This window comes from Loigolactobacillus zhaoyuanensis (genome assembly GCF_003946385.1).
In the GTDB taxonomy this organism is placed as follows: domain Bacteria; phylum Bacillota; class Bacilli; order Lactobacillales; family Lactobacillaceae; genus Loigolactobacillus; species Loigolactobacillus zhaoyuanensis.
In genome coordinates this window covers 1-14,768 of sequence record NZ_RHOE01000030.1, presented here as the reverse complement: position 1 = coordinate 14,768, position 14,768 = coordinate 1, and the positions used below count along the sequence as shown (strand labels likewise).

13 protein-coding genes and 1 pseudogene are annotated in these 14,768 nt (G+C 43.9%); 13 read left to right on the top strand and 1 reads right to left on the bottom strand.

Translation table 11 applies throughout. From position 1 onward, the window contains the following. Nucleotides 1-79 precede the first annotated feature (79 nt). From prfB to EKM76_RS07515, 13 genes and pseudogenes are all read left to right on the top strand, one after another. Nucleotides 80-1,196, top strand: a protein-coding gene (gene prfB / locus EKM76_RS07575; RefSeq protein WP_164507619.1) for a peptide chain release factor 2 whose coding sequence is annotated in 2 segments (ribosomal slippage) — nt 80-151 and nt 153-1,196 — 1,116 coding nt in all. Because the reading frame shifts where the segments join, the coding sequence is not laid out codon by codon here. A gap of 204 nt (nt 1,197-1,400) precedes the next feature. Then, a complete protein-coding gene (locus tag EKM76_RS07570; RefSeq protein ID WP_125550084.1) occupies nt 1,401-2,549 on the top strand; it encodes a PDZ domain-containing protein in 1,149 nt (382 codons plus the stop codon). 84 nt (nt 2,550-2,633) lie between these two features. Further along, a complete protein-coding gene (locus EKM76_RS07565; RefSeq protein ID WP_125550083.1) occupies nt 2,634-3,338 on the top strand; it encodes a response regulator transcription factor in 705 nt (234 codons plus the stop codon). After that, nucleotides 3,325-5,034, top strand: a complete 1,710-nt coding sequence (gene pnpS, locus EKM76_RS07560) for a two-component system histidine kinase PnpS (protein ID WP_125550082.1) — start codon at nt 3,325-3,327, stop codon at nt 5,032-5,034. Before EKM76_RS07565 ends, pnpS begins: the two co-directional genes overlap by 14 nt. Nucleotides 5,035-5,247: 213 nt before the next feature. Beyond that, the gene (locus tag EKM76_RS07555) at nt 5,248-6,126 is read left to right on the top strand and encodes a phosphate ABC transporter substrate-binding protein PstS family protein (RefSeq protein ID WP_191986913.1); all 879 of its coding nucleotides are present in this window, start codon (nt 5,248-5,250) and stop codon (nt 6,124-6,126) included. Between the two features lie 52 nt (nt 6,127-6,178). Continuing rightward, nucleotides 6,179-7,102, top strand: coding sequence for a phosphate ABC transporter permease subunit PstC (pstC, locus tag EKM76_RS07550; RefSeq protein WP_125550080.1), 924 nt, complete (start codon nt 6,179-6,181; stop codon nt 7,100-7,102). Beyond that, nucleotides 7,099-7,998 carry a phosphate ABC transporter permease PstA gene (pstA, locus tag EKM76_RS07545; RefSeq protein WP_125550079.1) on the top strand — a complete coding sequence of 300 codons (900 nt, stop codon included), beginning with the start codon at nt 7,099-7,101 and terminating at the stop codon, nt 7,996-7,998. Before pstC ends, pstA begins: the two co-directional genes overlap by 4 nt. Before the next feature lie 3 nt (nt 7,999-8,001). Then, nucleotides 8,002-8,811, top strand: coding sequence for a phosphate ABC transporter ATP-binding protein PstB (gene pstB, locus EKM76_RS07540; protein WP_125550078.1), 810 nt, complete (start codon nt 8,002-8,004; stop codon nt 8,809-8,811). Nucleotides 8,812-8,874: 63 nt separating this feature from the next. Then, nucleotides 8,875-9,636, top strand: coding sequence for a phosphate ABC transporter ATP-binding protein PstB (gene pstB / locus EKM76_RS07535; RefSeq protein WP_125550077.1), 762 nt, complete (start codon nt 8,875-8,877; stop codon nt 9,634-9,636). A gap of 43 nt (nt 9,637-9,679) precedes the next feature. Then, entirely contained in the window at nt 9,680-10,354 is a 675-nt protein-coding gene (gene phoU / locus EKM76_RS07530; RefSeq protein ID WP_125550076.1) for a phosphate signaling complex protein PhoU, read from the top strand. A gap of 197 nt (nt 10,355-10,551) precedes the next feature. Next, nucleotides 10,552-11,370, top strand: a complete 819-nt coding sequence (locus EKM76_RS07525; RefSeq protein WP_125550075.1) for an ABC transporter permease — start codon at nt 10,552-10,554, stop codon at nt 11,368-11,370. Further along, nucleotides 11,355-12,128 (top strand): annotated as a pseudogene (locus EKM76_RS07520) (ABC transporter ATP-binding protein). The gene EKM76_RS07525 and the pseudogene EKM76_RS07520 overlap by 16 nt, the downstream one beginning before the upstream one ends. Before the next feature lie 62 nt (nt 12,129-12,190). Beyond that, nucleotides 12,191-13,054 carry a class II fructose-bisphosphate aldolase gene (locus tag EKM76_RS07515; RefSeq protein WP_125550074.1) on the top strand — a complete coding sequence of 288 codons (864 nt, stop codon included), beginning with the start codon at nt 12,191-12,193 and terminating at the stop codon, nt 13,052-13,054. A gap of 388 nt (nt 13,055-13,442) precedes the next feature. On the opposite strand, the gene EKM76_RS07510 is transcribed toward EKM76_RS07515, so the two are convergent. Then, the gene (locus EKM76_RS07510; RefSeq protein ID WP_225417896.1) at nt 13,443-14,597 is read right to left on the bottom strand and encodes a diphosphate--fructose-6-phosphate 1-phosphotransferase; all 1,155 of its coding nucleotides are present in this window, start codon (nt 14,595-14,597) and stop codon (nt 13,443-13,445) included. Nucleotides 14,598-14,768 lie beyond the last annotated feature (171 nt).

The window sequence follows — 14,768 nt, the reverse complement described above, 5'->3', positions numbered from 1 at the left end:
CAGTTAATAACTAAAAAGCGGCGGCGTAAATTAAGCGCGCCGCTTTTTTGGCTAATTCAAATAGAAAGTAGGTTCCAGCATGGAATTAAGTGATGGTAAACGTATTTTGGCTGAGGTAGCCGCTAAATTAAACCAATTTAGGGGGTCACTTTGACCTGGCGGCGCTGAAAGATAATATTGCTGAAAATGAAGCACAAATGGCTGAACCTGGATTCTGGGACGACCAACCACAAGCACAAAAAGTGATCGACGCAACGAATGGGTTAAAGGCTAAATATGATTCATTTAAGGCATTACAACAGCAATACGATGATTTGAGTGTATCGGCTGAATTATTGGCGGAAGAAAACGACCCCCAAATTGCGACTGAGTTTGACAGTGGAATTGAATCGTTGCAAAAGCAAATGCAGCAGTATGAGCTGAGCTTGCTGCTCAATGGCCCGTACGACAGTAATAATGCTATTTTAGAAATTCATCCTGGCGCTGGCGGCACCGAGTCGCAGGATTGGGGTGAAATGTTACTGCGGATGTACACGCGATGGGCAGAGCAACATCAATTCACAGTAGAAACAGTTGATTATTTGGCTGGTGAAGATGCTGGTATCAAAAGTGTCACGTTACTGATCAAGGGGCACAACGCCTATGGTTATTTACGTTCAGAGCGGGGCGTGCATCGGTTGGTGCGGATCTCGCCATTCGATGCAGCAGGGCGACGCCATACTTCCTTTGCTTCAGTCGATGTGATGCCAGAACTTGACGATACGGTCAACATTGAAATTAATAGTGACGATCTGCGGGTCGACGTTTATCGAGCTAGCGGTGCTGGCGGACAGCACGTTAACAAAACATCGTCGGCGGTGCGAATCACACATTTACCAACGGGAATTGTTGTTGCAAGTCAGGCTGAGCGTTCACAGTTACAAAATCGGCAAACGGCAATGAACATGTTGCGGGCCAAATTATACCAACGTGAGCTAGAAGAAAAAGAAAAAAAGCGTGCCGAAATTCAAGGTGAACAAGCTGAGATCGGTTGGGGGTCACAGATTCGTTCATATGTGTTCCAGCCATACACAATGATCAAGGATCACCGGACTAATTACGAAACTGGTAATGGTCAAGCCGTTTTAGATGGTGATCTAGATCCGTTTATCGATGCTTATTTACAATTGCAGCTAAAGGCAGACAATCCGAAATAAAAATTAGCGCGGTATTTTCTAGTTATTTTACTGGAAAATGCCTTTTTTTGGTTTTATGCCGCTTGATTACGAATATTTTTTTATAGTGAGTCATGCTATACTAAGGAGTGTCACAGATGTTGAGCCATAACAGGTCAGCGTCGGAAAAAGTGAAATTGATTTGCATTTTAGATAATTAAATAAAAACGAGGAGTTTTACTTTTTATGTTAGTAAAATTATTAATTAGTTTGGTTGCCCAACCGCTGTTATGGTGCGCTATTCTGGCCGGTTATTGGGTCAGTCGGCGGCGAATCCAGCATGAACGGCAAACTTTCCATGTTGCAATTGATAGTCGCTTAAATGAATTTAAAGCGTTCTTCATTTATGGAATTCCGGTGGGGATCGTGCTATCAGTGGCGGTGCTTTTATTAGGTCTACAGTTACCAACCAGTTGGTTAGTCGGCTACCAAGTAGTCGGTATTTTGGCTGTATTAATGGCGGCTAATTTTGTTTGGCCGACGGCAGCTGTGTTGCTAACAACCTTATTGACCGTGATTTTACTACCTAATAGTTTGCGGCTACAAGTACCGTTATTTACTAACCAGACGTTAACCAACCGAAACATTGCGGTCAGCATATTCTTTTTGCTGGCGGTTAGTGCATTAGGTAGCGCCGCATTACGTCAGCGTTTAGCTGTGAAACAGTTATCGCCACGAATTGCGGAAAGTAGTCGTGGCCGGCGAACTGGTTATTTTCAGGCGCAACAATTAGCATTAGTACCGCTGGTTTTCTTAGTGCCAGGAACTAAACTCACAACAGGCCTTTTTTCATGGACAACTTTGCAACTTGCTGGTGATCAATACCATTTAGTTATTTTACCGTTATTGATTGGTTTCTTACTAACGGTGCGGCAACAGTTACCAACAGCGCAAGTTAAGCAACAAGATCGCTGGCAATTAATTACGGGTGTCGTTGATTTAATCAGTGCGGGGATCGTTTATTTCTGGCCGCAATTATTCCTACCTTTGTTATTAGTCGTTACAGTAGCCACCTTTATTGGTTGGTTAAGTGCTCGAAAAGTACGTGGGATCGTCCATTATACCGAGCCGTTTACTGGTGTGATGGTTCTCGGAATCCAACCAGAAACGCCAGCGGCTAAAATGGATCTAATTGCTGGAGATATTATATTAGAATGTAATAATCAGTCGGTCCAAGATGAGGATTCTTTTTACGCGGCACGAATGACTGATCCAACGTATTGCCATTTACGGGTTAAGACAATGAGTGGTGATATTAAAATTACGGAATCAGCGATTTTTGCCGATTCACCGCATAATTTAGGTGTGATGACTTTTCCAGAGCAAGCAGAGTAGTAGCTGAATGGGCATCGACCGAAATATCAAGGTTTATTCGTGCTTTTTGCTAATAAACTAACATCTGTAGAGGAGCGCTGCGGGATGAAGCAAGTACTTATCGTGGACGACGAACCATCGATCGTTACCTTACTGGCATATAACTTAAAGAAAGAGCATTATCAGGTGACGACGGCTAATGATGGCACAACTGCTTTAAATTTAGCATTAGCCACCGCATTTGATTTTATTCTATTAGATTTAATGTTGCCGCAAATGGATGGGATGGAAGTTACACGGCGTTTACGACAGGAAAAAGTGGCTACACCGATCATTATGTTGACGGCCAAAGATGATGAGTTTGATAAGATTATGGGCTTGGAATTAGGCGCCGATGATTATCTGACCAAGCCGTTTAGCCCGCGGGAAGTTTTGGCGCGAATGAAGGCAATTAGTCGACGCTTACAACCGGCAGTTACTGCACCAGTGGATGCTAGTATTCAGCTCGGTGCTTTACGAATTTCGCTGCCTACTTATACGGCTTATCGTAACGAACAACGGTTGCAACTAACGCCGCGTGAGTACGCATTATTGCTTTATTTTGCACAGCGACCAAACCAGGTCTTAAGCCGGGAACAACTGTTAAATGGGGTGTGGGGATATGACTATGCGGGCCAAACGCGGATGGTTGATATCCAAGTGAGCCATCTACGCGACAAAATCGAAATTGACTCAAAGCAGCCGCAATATTTAGTGACAGTTCGTGGTTTTGGTTATAAGTTAGAGGTACCTCAGAATGAAACGAATTAAGCGGATCGGCTGGTTAATTTTTGGAGTGATTACTGTTGGTTCAGCGGCGATCATTCTTTTTTTAAATCAGCGTTATGTTGCTGAGCAACAAACAAGCTTAGCGCAACAAGGTCAACTACTACAAGCACAAGTGTTACCACAATTGTCTACAACTAAGCTTCCACAAGCGACATTAAAAAAGTGGCAGCAACAACAAAAGGTGCATGTCGCTATTTTTGACGCTCAAAATCAATTGGTTTTTCCAGTAGCAGGACCACAGGCTGATTTGATCGACAGTGTCGTTGCTTTTCAAAACAAAACAGCGACTAGTAAAAGTGAGCAAATTCGCGTGGCTGGCCGGGCGCAGACCGCATTTTTATTTAGCCAAAAGCCCTGGACGCTAGTGCTGTACACGCCGCAACGAAATTTATGGCAACCATTTTGGCCACAGGGGCTACATTTATTAATTGCAGTTTTAGGACTTAGTGGGTTAAGTGTGTTAATTTTTTATGGTTACACTCGCTGGGAGCGGCAATCATTGCAGCGCGTGCAACAGCAATTAGCCCAAGTTGGCACGCCTCGATCAACGCCAGCAGTTTTATTAAGACCGACTGATCATTATTTTACTTTAGAACGTGCTGTTATACAGGTCGATCAACAATTACAAGCACAAACTGCGTTGGCACAAAATGAGCAGCAGAACTTTGATCGTTTTATTAAGCATTTAACGATCGGTGTTTTATTGTTGGATGAAACAGGTAATGTGGTGGCACATAATCCAGCTGCGGCGACGATGCTGGCGCAACCACTGAGTATACAGCCACATTCTTATCTAAATGATGTGCATAATTTTGCTTTGAGCCGACTGATCAAGCAAGGCTTAACGAAGCAACAAAGTCAGCACGCTACAGTTAAATTAGTGCAACCACAGGAGCGTTATTTAGATGTTAATGTGGTCTGGATGAAAGCACAGCCAGTGCCAGCGACATACCAGGTTGCAGTATTGCTGTACGATATTACACCAGTGAAACAAATCCAACAGATGCAATTAGATTTTGTTAGCAATGTCAGTCACGAATTGAAGACGCCAGTCACTTCGATCAGTGGTTTTACTGAAACTTTGTTGGCGGGAGCGCAAAATGAGCCAGCAGCACGCCAAGAATTTTTGGAGATCATCGCAGCTGAAAGTCAGCGTCTGACCGCACTGATTCAAGACATAATTGCGTTATCACGTGGTCAACAACAACAACTACAAGTCACAACGGTCAATATCAAGCAGGTCGTGCAGAATTTGTTGGTGCCACTGCAACAGTCGATCAATGACAAGCAGCTGACTATTCAGCTCAATATTGCCACGACAGCGCAACTACAAACTGATCAGCGTAAATTTGAACAAGTAGTCAAGAATTTATTGATCAACGGTTTAGCGTACAATCGAATTGCTGGTCAGCTGATCATTACAGGGGAGAAAATTGGGCCACAGTGGCGGCTAAGTTTTACTGATAATGGATTAGGGATTGCTGCTGATGATCAAGCCCGAATTTTTGAACGCTTTTATCGCGTTGATAAGGCGCGCAGTCATCATCAAGGTGGTACTGGTTTAGGTTTGGCGATCGTAAAAGAACTAGTGACGACGCTTGGTGGACAAGTGACGTTAAAAAGTCAGCTAGGGGTCGGTAGTACGTTTACCATTGAGTTACCAGAAAGCATTCAGTAGCGAAGCAGTGCTAAAAGGGCGCTGCTTTTTTGATGGCCAATTATTTTGATCAGTCGCAGGCATAATTAAAGCGTTTTCTGTTGCCGGCATGCTATTATTAGCGTGGATCCACTACTGACTGTTACTTAATTGACCTACAAAATTTACATGACTTTTACAAAAGCAGACATTAAAATTTACATGGCTGTTTTATGCTTAGAGGGAATTGAAATAATGGGGGGACTTGCTGTGAAGAAGCGTATCCTACTGATCGTCACGTTGCTGCTGAGTTTGATAACCTTAACGGCTTGTCAAAGCTCGGCTGATCGTGGCGAATCAATTACTATTGTTGGTTCTTCGGCACTACAACCGTTGGTAGAAGCGGCGGGAGAACAATATGGTAGTGAACATCTAGGCAAATTTATCAACGTTCAAGGTGGCGGTTCCGGTACTGGCCTCAGTCAGATTCAAGAAGGCGCCGTTGCGATCGGTAATTCAGATGTTTATGCTGAAGAAAAGCGTGGCATAAAAGCAGACCAATTGGTTGATCATCGGGTGGCGGTAGTTGGTATTACACCAGTGATCAATAAAAAAGTTGGCGTCACTGATCTTAGTTTTGCTCAACTAAAGGCCATCTTCACCGGTCAAGTCACAAATTGGCGTGAAGTTGGTGGCCATAATTTACCAATTATATTGGTCAATCGTGCTCAAGGTAGTGGAACTCGGGTCACCTTTGAAAAGTGGGTTTTACGTGGAGCCCAGGCTAAGCAAGCGCAAGAGCAGGAATCCACTGGTATGGTACGGCAAATTGTCGCGACTACGCCAGGTGCAATCAGTTATATGGCTTTTTCTTATGTTGATAAAACGGTGGCCACTATTAATGTAGCAGGCGTGGCGCCCACTGAACATAATGTGACGACAAATCGCTGGCAGATTTGGTCGTACGAGCATATGTACACCAATGGTCAGCCAAAAGGGCTAACTAAAGATTTTATTAAATACATGTATAGTGACACCATTCAAGAAAAAATGTTGCCGCAGCTTGGTTATATTCCGGTTGGCCGTATGCAAATTGAACGCAATTTAAACGGTCAAGTTACAGTACCCAAATAAGTATGGTTGATCACGAAATCAGCAGTGGTCTGAATAAAAGGAGACTGATCATATGGACCCAATCCGCGAAAGTCTATTAAAAGTATCGCACCAAGCTAAGTTAGAACGGCGTGGTCGTTTGCTCGGTTTGTTTTGTATCAGCTTAATTGTGTTAGTCGTTGCCGCAATCTTCTATTTTGTGGCGTCACATGGGCTAGCGACGTTTTACCATGATAAAATTAATTTATGGGATTTTCTAACTAAGCAGGCTTGGAATCCAGGAACCAAAGATAGTCATGGTGTGCCAGCGGTTGGAGCACTGCCGATGATCGTGGGTTCTTTTTTAGTCACTATTTTTGCGGCTTTAGTGGCGACACCGTTTGCCATTGGTGCCGCAATTTTTATGACTGAAATTTCGCCACGACGGGGAATGCAAATTTTGAAGCCGGTAACTGAATTATTAGTCGGTATTCCTTCAGTTGTTTATGGATTTATTGGCTTAACAGTTGTTGTGCCAGTCATTCGTCAGTTGTTCGGTGGAACTGGTTTTGGGATTTTAGCGGGAACCTTTGTCTTATTCGTAATGATCTTACCAACTGTGACTTCGATGAGTGTCGATGCTTTGCAGGCAGTGCCACGTTACTATCGTGAAGCTTCGCTAGCCTTAGGGGCAACTCGTTGGCAAACCATTTACAAAGTAGTTTTACGTAGTGCAACGCCAGGCTTATTGACTGCAATTGTATTCGGGATGGCACGGGCGTTTGGCGAAGCTTTAGCTGTGCAAATGGTGATCGGTAATGCGGCGTTAATGCCACATAATCTTGTGTCACCGGCGTCAACCTTGACCAGTATTTTAACGATGGGTATCGGTAACACGATCATGGGTTCGTTAGAGAATAACGCGCTGTGGTCGTTAGCCTTGATTTTGTTATTGATGTCACTAGTCTTTAATCTACTGATTCGCTTGATTGGTCGGAAAGGAGCAATGAAATCATGAACGTTAAACAACAAGACAAGTTAGCAACTGGCGTTCTTTATACGATCGCGAGTCTGATTATTTTAGTTTTGGCTTCATTGTTAGCTTTCATTCTGATCCAAGGCTTGCCCCGTGTGACTTGGCATTTTCTGACGACACCCGCGCGTTCATTTGAAGCCGGCGGTGGTATCGGTATCCAGTTATTTAATTCCTTTTATTTATTGGTTTTAGCCATGTTGATTTCAGTGCCATTATCTTTAGGTGCCGGAATTTACCTGTCAGAGTATGCTAAAAAGAATTGGTTAACATCATTGATTCGGACTTCAATTGAAATTCTTAGTTCGTTACCTTCAGTTGTGGTTGGGTTATTCGGTTTCTTGATATTCGTAATTCAATTTAAATTTGGTTTTTCCATTTTATCTGGTGCTTTAGTGTTGACGGTATTTAATTTACCGTTACTCACCCGTAATGTGGAAGAATCTTTGGCCAGTATTTCCAGCATGCAACGAGAAGCCGGCTTAGCATTAGGATTATCACGCTGGGAAACGGTCACGCGGATCATCGTGCCGGAAGCTTTACCGGGTATTACGACAGGCATGATCCTTGGCGCTGGTCGTGTTTTTGGTGAAGCAGCGGCGTTAATTTACACAGCGGGTCAAAGCGCACCAGCGTTGGACTTCACCAACTGGAATCCTTTTTACATTGCCAGTCCATTAAATCCCTTACGGCCAGCTGAAACTTTAGCGGTGCATATCTGGAAAATTAATTCTGAAGGGATCATGCCGGATGCAGTTGCGGTTTCAGCCGGTGCTTCGGCGGTTTTGATCATAGCGGTACTATTATTTAATCTGAGTGCGCGCTGGTTCGGCCAGCATTTGTATCAAAAAATGACCAGTTCAGGTAAGAAGGGAGCCTAGCCGATGAAGGATTATGATCTAACTAAAACATCAATTAAGACTTTTACGGCGGCGGAACAAGAAATTGCGTTGAGTACAGAAGATCTACACGTTGCGTATGGCGATCATGAGCAGATCAAAGGCGTGACGTTACAATTTCCACGTTACAAGATCTCGGCGATCATCGGTTCTTCTGGTTCTGGTAAATCAACTTATTTACGCTCATTAAATCGAATGAATGATGAAATCCAAACTGCACGGGTCACTGGTAAAATTATGTATCGTGGCTTGGATATTAATCGGCCGAATATTGATGTGTTTGAAATGCGTAAGCACATCGGCATGGTATTTCAGCGGCCTAACCCGTTTGCCAAATCAATTTACGATAATATTACTTTTGCCCCACAGCGGCATGGTATTAAGGGCAAGCAAGAGCTTGATCAATTAGTTGAAACAACGTTGCAGCAAGCTGGCTTGTGGAATGAAGTTAAGGATACGCTGCATAAAAGTGCACTGGCTTTGTCCGGTGGGCAGCAGCAGCGACTCTGCATTGCGCGGGCGGTGGCGATGAAGCCGGATATTTTACTTTTAGATGAGCCGGCCAGTGCGTTGGATCCAATTTCGACAAGTGTGGTTGAAGATACCTTAGCGCAATTAAAGGAACACTATACACTGATCATCGTTACGCACAATATGCAACAGGCTGCGCGGATCAGTGATTATACGGCGTTCTTTCATCAGGGCGTTGCACTAGAATACGCAGCAACCAGTAAAATTTTCACCAAGCCAGCAATTCAGGCGACTGATGATTATGTTTCTGGACACTTTGGCTAATAATAAGCTGGAAAAAATGAAAAGCAGAATTAGTTTTTGCGCTTGAGCAGAAGGGAGCCGACAATGGCAACTGAAAAAATCATTACCAGTAAGGATGTTCACCTTTATTATGGCGAGCGTGAAGCTTTGAAAGGCATCGATCTTGATTTTATGGCCCACGAAATAACGGCATTGATCGGGCCATCAGGTTCTGGTAAATCAACTTATCTACGATTATTAAACCGAATGAATGACTTGATCCCAAACATTCGGATCACTGGTGATATTCGTTTGCATGGTCAAGATATTTATGCACCAGCAACGGATATCGTCCAGTTACGTAAAGAGGTGGGCATGGTGTTCCAACAGCCCAATCCTTTTCCGTTTTCGATCTATGAGAATGTTATTTATGGCTTACGCTTAGCTGGTGAAAAAAATAAAGCCGTGCTTGATGAAGTGGTGGAAAGTAGCTTAAAGGCAGCAGCAGTTTGGGAAGAAACCAAGGATGTGTTACATCAAAGCGCCTTGTCTTTATCCGGCGGCCAGCAGCAGCGCGTCTGCATTGCGCGTGTCTTAGCAGTTAAGCCAGCGGTGATTCTTTTGGACGAACCGACTAGTGCATTGGATCCGATTTCTAGTAGCAAAATCGAACAGATGCTAGTTAATTTAAAGGCTGATTATACGATCATTATGGTGACGCATAATATGCAACAAGCCGCCCGCTCATCTGATCGAACCGCTTTTTTTCTAGATGGTAAGTTAGTTGAATACAGCGAAACGGCGAAATTCTTTACCGCACCGGACAGAAAAGAAAGTGAAGACTATATCTCAGGTCGTTTTGGTTAGCCTACGGAAAATCAATTATTCCATAATATGAGGAGGTAACGTAATGCGCGAAATATTTAGTGAAGAGTTAGCGGACCTGCATGTTCGCTTTTCGGAAATGGGAATGCTCGTTAACGAAGCGGTTTATAACTCAGTCAAAGCTTTTGTTAATCATGATCGTGAATTAGCGCTGGAAGTCATTCAAAACGATGAAGCCATCAATGGACGTGAAGTCGATATTGAAAAGCGCAGTTTCGAAATGATCGCACTACAGCAGCCGGTCACCAGTGATCTACGAATGATCGTCACCATTATGAAAGCCAGTAGCGACCTGGAACGAATGGGCGACCATGCTGTCAGCATTGCTAAATCAACGATCCGAGTCAAAGGTAATACGCGTGTACCGGAGATCGAAGAAGATATTGCCGCGATGGCAGATGTGGTCAAACAAATGGTTGAAGATGTGCTTGATGCCTATGTTAAAAAAGACGCGCAACGAGCTCGTGATATTGCGCAACAAGATCAACAGGTCAATGCTGCCTTTAAAACAATCTATGATAAGTGTATTAATGAAATGCAACGCGATCCAGAAACGGTTGTTGGCAGCACCGATTATATGTTGGTGGGCACCTACTTAGAGCGTGTCGGCGACTATGTCACTAATATTTGTGAGTGGATCGTCTATTTGAAAACCAATAAGCTAACTGAATTAAATGTAAATAATCAAGAAACAATGTAACTTGTGTAGAGGCTGTCGCTTGCGGCAGTCTTTTTTTGTCGCCTGAATTAAGGTGGCGGGTAGACTAGAAGCGACGATTTGAAAAGTGGTTCATTTTAAGTTGGCTTTAAGTTAGCCCCAGTAGAATTCAAAGTAATCAATTCAGCTAATAATTCAAATGAATATATGGTGTGTTAAAAAATGAGGAGTGAAAGATTATGCAAAGCGAATTAGAATTACCCACTAAAGTTCATAAAGTAAAAAAATCGCAACCAACAAGAAATCATCGCCGCTTAAAAAAGACAGCCTGGCTAACGCTTTCGATAATTAGCGCAGTTGGTATTTGGTGGGTGTTGTCAGTTATTCCCAGCACGGCACAAAGTTTTCCCGATCCGCTTGCAGTAGCTGAAGCGGTAGGGACGATGTTAAGTCGTGGCGTTTTGATCAGCGATATTGGTGCGAGCCTATTCTCTGTGCTATGGGGCTTTTTATTCGGCTTTGTGCTTGCGTTACCAGTGGCCATTTTAATGGCATGGTACCAGCCGTTAGAAAACATTATCGGACCTTGGATCCAATTTATTCGCAGTATTCCACCATTGGCTTACGTGCCGCTAGTTGTTGTTTCGGCAGGGATCGGAGCCAAGGCGCAGATTATTGTGATCTGTATTGCCACTTTTCTAGTGATGACGGTGACGATTTATCAAGGCGTGGTCAATATTGATCCTACTTTGATCAAGGCAGCCCGCGTACTTAGCGCTAAAGATCGAGATATCTTTGTGCACGTTATTGTGCCGGCAGCCACGCCATATATCATTACTGCCGTTCGTTTAGGCGCAACCACGGCATTGACGACATTGATCGCTGCTGAATCCACTGGCGCCGAAGCTGGCTTAGGGATGCGAATTCAATCACTTAGTCAGACGTTTGACGTGGCGCCGATGATGCTTTACATCATTATTATTGGGATCATCGGTATCACATTAGACAAACTCATTCGAATGTTTGAAAGGAAGGTCACCAAATGGCAGGACAAATAAAATTAGCAATCAAGCATATTTCTAAAACTTATCAGTCAGAACGCGGCGAAATGTTGGCGTTACATGATATTAATCTAGGTATTACCGAAAATGAATTTGTCACGGTGATCGGGCCGTCTGGTTGTGGTAAGTCAACTCTATTGAATATTATTGCCGGTTTAGAACAAGCGACCACTGGGCAGATCTTTTGTGACGGCGCTGCGGTTGAAGGCACCGGCAGTGAGCGCGGCGTTGTTTTTCAACAGTATGCCTTATTCCCATGGCTAACGGTTCGGCAAAATGTAGCCTTTGGATTGAAAATACGTCAGGATAAATCGGCAGCAGCAATGGCACGAGTGGCACGCTATATTGATATGGTTGGTCTGACTGACTTTGCCGAGCGTTATCCCAAATAATTATCCGGTGGGATGCGCCAGCGAGTGGCAATTGCACGTGCCTATGCCGCTGATCCGGCGGTTTTATTGATGGATGAACCATTTGGTGCGTTAGATGCACAGACTCGGGGACAACTCCAAGAAGAATTGTTGAAAACTTGGGAAAAAGAGCAGAAGACTTGCTTCTTCATTACGCATGATGTTGATGAGGCAATTTTATTAGGTCAACGGATCGTGATCATGGATGCGCGTCCGGGGACGGTCAAAGAAATTGTTAATGTTGACTTAGCGTACCCACGCAATCAGCAAACGCGACTAAGCGAAGAATTTTTAGCAATTAAAAAACATGTTTGGGAACAAGTCTATAGTGGCGCCGCTGTTTAAGTAACCACAACAGATAAAAAATCGTACAAGCGACAACATATATTGATTGGAGGTACCGACTTATGGTTTTAGCAACTGGAATTGAATTGACTCAAGCTGCTCAGCAAGCACAATATGCAGTAGGTGCCTTTAACGTTACTAGTATAGCCATGGCGCGCGGCGTGGTTGCTGCTGCTGAAGCGACAAATTCACCAGTAATTATACAAATCGGTGAAAAGCAGCTGACTAATTATGCGCCTTTGGAATTGATCGGCCCGGTGATGTTGACACTAGCACGATCAGCGAAAGTGCCAGTAGCCGTTCATCTTGATCATGGCTTCAGTTATTCAGTTATCATGCAAGCCTTGAAACTCGGTTTTAGTTCCGTGATGATCGATGCTTCACAAGTTGACTTTAATGCGAATGTAGCGGCAACTCGAGAGGTTGTTCAAGCTGCACACGCGCTTGGCGCATCCGTTGAGGCAGAATTAGGTCCAATGAATCGTGAAGGTGGCGGGACGACGGTCGACTATAGCCAGTTGGCACAAACCTATACAGATCCGCAAGCGGCTGTACGTTTTGTTAGCTCAACTGATGTGGATATGTTGGCGATCGCTTATGGAACCGTGCATGGCGTCTATTCGCAGACACCGCATTTAAGCTTTGAACGTTTGCAGCAAATTAGCCGGTTAGTAACGGTACCTTTAGTGGTTCATGGTGGCTCTGGATTAACTGATCAAGATTACCGGCATTCAATTACGAACGGGATCAGCAAAATTAATTATTATTCAACACTAGCTTTTCAGGTCGCGAATGCGGTGGGTCAACGTTTACAGAATCCGGATGAACAAGTATTTATTTCCGATGTAGACAACTGGACACAAGCATTGGTTCAAGCCGAAGTTGTGACGAAACTACAAGTGTTTGGTTCGGCTGGCAAAGCTTAGCCTCGTTTTTGTTGCCGAACATTATAGTTTAAACGTGTGACATAAGACCGCTCCCTCCGCTTAGCTACGATCGCCAAATAATCCACTATGTGTATTATTCGTCAATCTGCCATGTTTCTTGCGGCAAGGTTTTTGCCACAAGAATGGACATCGCCCGTAGCATCCAGGATATATTAGCGAACTTTGCTAATATATCTACAATTGCGGAGTAGTAGGCTAATGCTCAGGAGCTGACCGTCTTATGTCACACTCTCGTTTTTATGCGCCTATAATCTACTTTAAAACTACGAATCACTAACCACTGCGCGTCAATCCTAATTGAACTATTTTAATCATGTCGCAGTCTTTTGTGTTTGTTTAAAATAAAAAGCCGACCAGATTTGGTCGACTAATTAAAATTAACGATCGTTGATAATGGGGTGTCCGTTAATCGTGCGCCTAACCATTGGGCGTAAGCAGGTGTGATGCCGTTACCGGCGCTATTGATGAAATGTTCAGGTAGTTGGCGCGTTTGCTGAGCAATGTTGGCTAGCGGGATTAGTTGATATTGGGTTTCCGCTGAGTTGTCGCTTAATAAACCAACCATTTGATCAGTTTGTCCAGCTAAGACCGCGGTTACTGCAAGTTGACCAGCCGTTACTGCTTCATGACGGTCACGGGCCGTTTGTGTTGCGATACTGGCGCGGCCAGCAAGCCCAGGTTTTTCACTACGCGCCTTGATGCCTAATTGTTTAACGACTTGTTCAGCTAAATAATAACCAACTTCACCAAAATAAACGGCACGGCCGACTTGGAAACTAGCTGGGACGATTGGTTGACCAGTTGCTTGTTTAAGGCCCTCGGCAACCACGACGACGACTTCATGTTTCTGTGTATAAATAGCTTGTACATCGTTGAGAAATTGAGTCATGGAAAATGGTCGTTCGGGAACATAAATTAAATCCGGCGCTAAACGACCGCCAACTTGATCTGCCAAAGCAGCAGCGGCAGTTAACCAGCCAGCATCACGGCCCATTAATTCAATAATACAGACGTGGATCGGCAAGCTAATTACATCAGCCGCAATTTCACGTACGGTTTGCCGAATGTAATTAGCTGCGCTGAGAAAGCCTGGTGCATGATCGATGCCAATTAAATCGTTGTCGATGGTTTTGGGGATACCGAGCACCTTGATTTCCGTACCCGCTGTTTTACAAGCAACGGCTAAGTGATGGCTTGTGGTCATGGTGCCATTACCGCCACTCAATACGACATAATCAAAATGATTTCGCTGCAGCTGTTCGACCAAGTGAAAGTAGTCTTCTTGTTCTAACGGTGTCCGCGAAGAGCCAATTGCGGTTCCCGGTGACTGCAGTAGCGCTTTTATTTCTTGTATTGAGCGATCAGATAGGTCAATAAAGTCATTTTTTAGTAAACCGGCGATACCATTACGCGCGCCCAAAACTTGTAATTGCTGTTCTTGACCAGCGGTGATCACGCCATACAATGAACTATTTAAAACCGCAGTGGGTCCGCCACCATGGATGACTAAAAGGCGTTGCATAATATGTCCTCCTCTATTAATGTGGTACTGTCAAACGTACCTCGTTTTTGTTATTAATTTCCGAATATTAAAAAACACCCGAACGTCTTTTTCTGGTATTCTTGGTGTGCGAACAACAAGAAAATCCAGAAAGAAGGATTCGAGTGCATACACCATTAATAGCCTATTTAG

Coding starts and splice junctions, on each gene's coding strand:
- EKM76_RS07570 (WP_125550084.1), top strand. CDS start 1,401: ATGTTAGTAAAATTATTAATTAGTTTGGTTGCCCAACCGCTGTTATGG.
- EKM76_RS07565 (WP_125550083.1), top strand. CDS start 2,634: ATGAAGCAAGTACTTATCGTGGACGACGAACCATCGATCGTTACCTTA.
- pnpS (WP_125550082.1), top strand. CDS start 3,325: ATGAAACGAATTAAGCGGATCGGCTGGTTAATTTTTGGAGTGATTACT.
- EKM76_RS07555 (WP_191986913.1), top strand. CDS start 5,248: ATGGGGGGACTTGCTGTGAAGAAGCGTATCCTACTGATCGTCACGTTG.
- pstC (WP_125550080.1), top strand. CDS start 6,179: ATGGACCCAATCCGCGAAAGTCTATTAAAAGTATCGCACCAAGCTAAG.
- pstA (WP_125550079.1), top strand. CDS start 7,099: ATGAACGTTAAACAACAAGACAAGTTAGCAACTGGCGTTCTTTATACG.
- pstB (WP_125550078.1), top strand. CDS start 8,002: ATGAAGGATTATGATCTAACTAAAACATCAATTAAGACTTTTACGGCG.
- pstB (WP_125550077.1), top strand. CDS start 8,875: ATGGCAACTGAAAAAATCATTACCAGTAAGGATGTTCACCTTTATTAT.
- phoU (WP_125550076.1), top strand. CDS start 9,680: ATGCGCGAAATATTTAGTGAAGAGTTAGCGGACCTGCATGTTCGCTTT.
- EKM76_RS07525 (WP_125550075.1), top strand. CDS start 10,552: ATGCAAAGCGAATTAGAATTACCCACTAAAGTTCATAAAGTAAAAAAA.
- EKM76_RS07515 (WP_125550074.1), top strand. CDS start 12,191: ATGGTTTTAGCAACTGGAATTGAATTGACTCAAGCTGCTCAGCAAGCA.
- EKM76_RS07510 (WP_225417896.1), bottom strand. CDS start 14,597: ATGCAACGCCTTTTAGTCATCCATGGTGGCGGACCCACTGCGGTTTTA.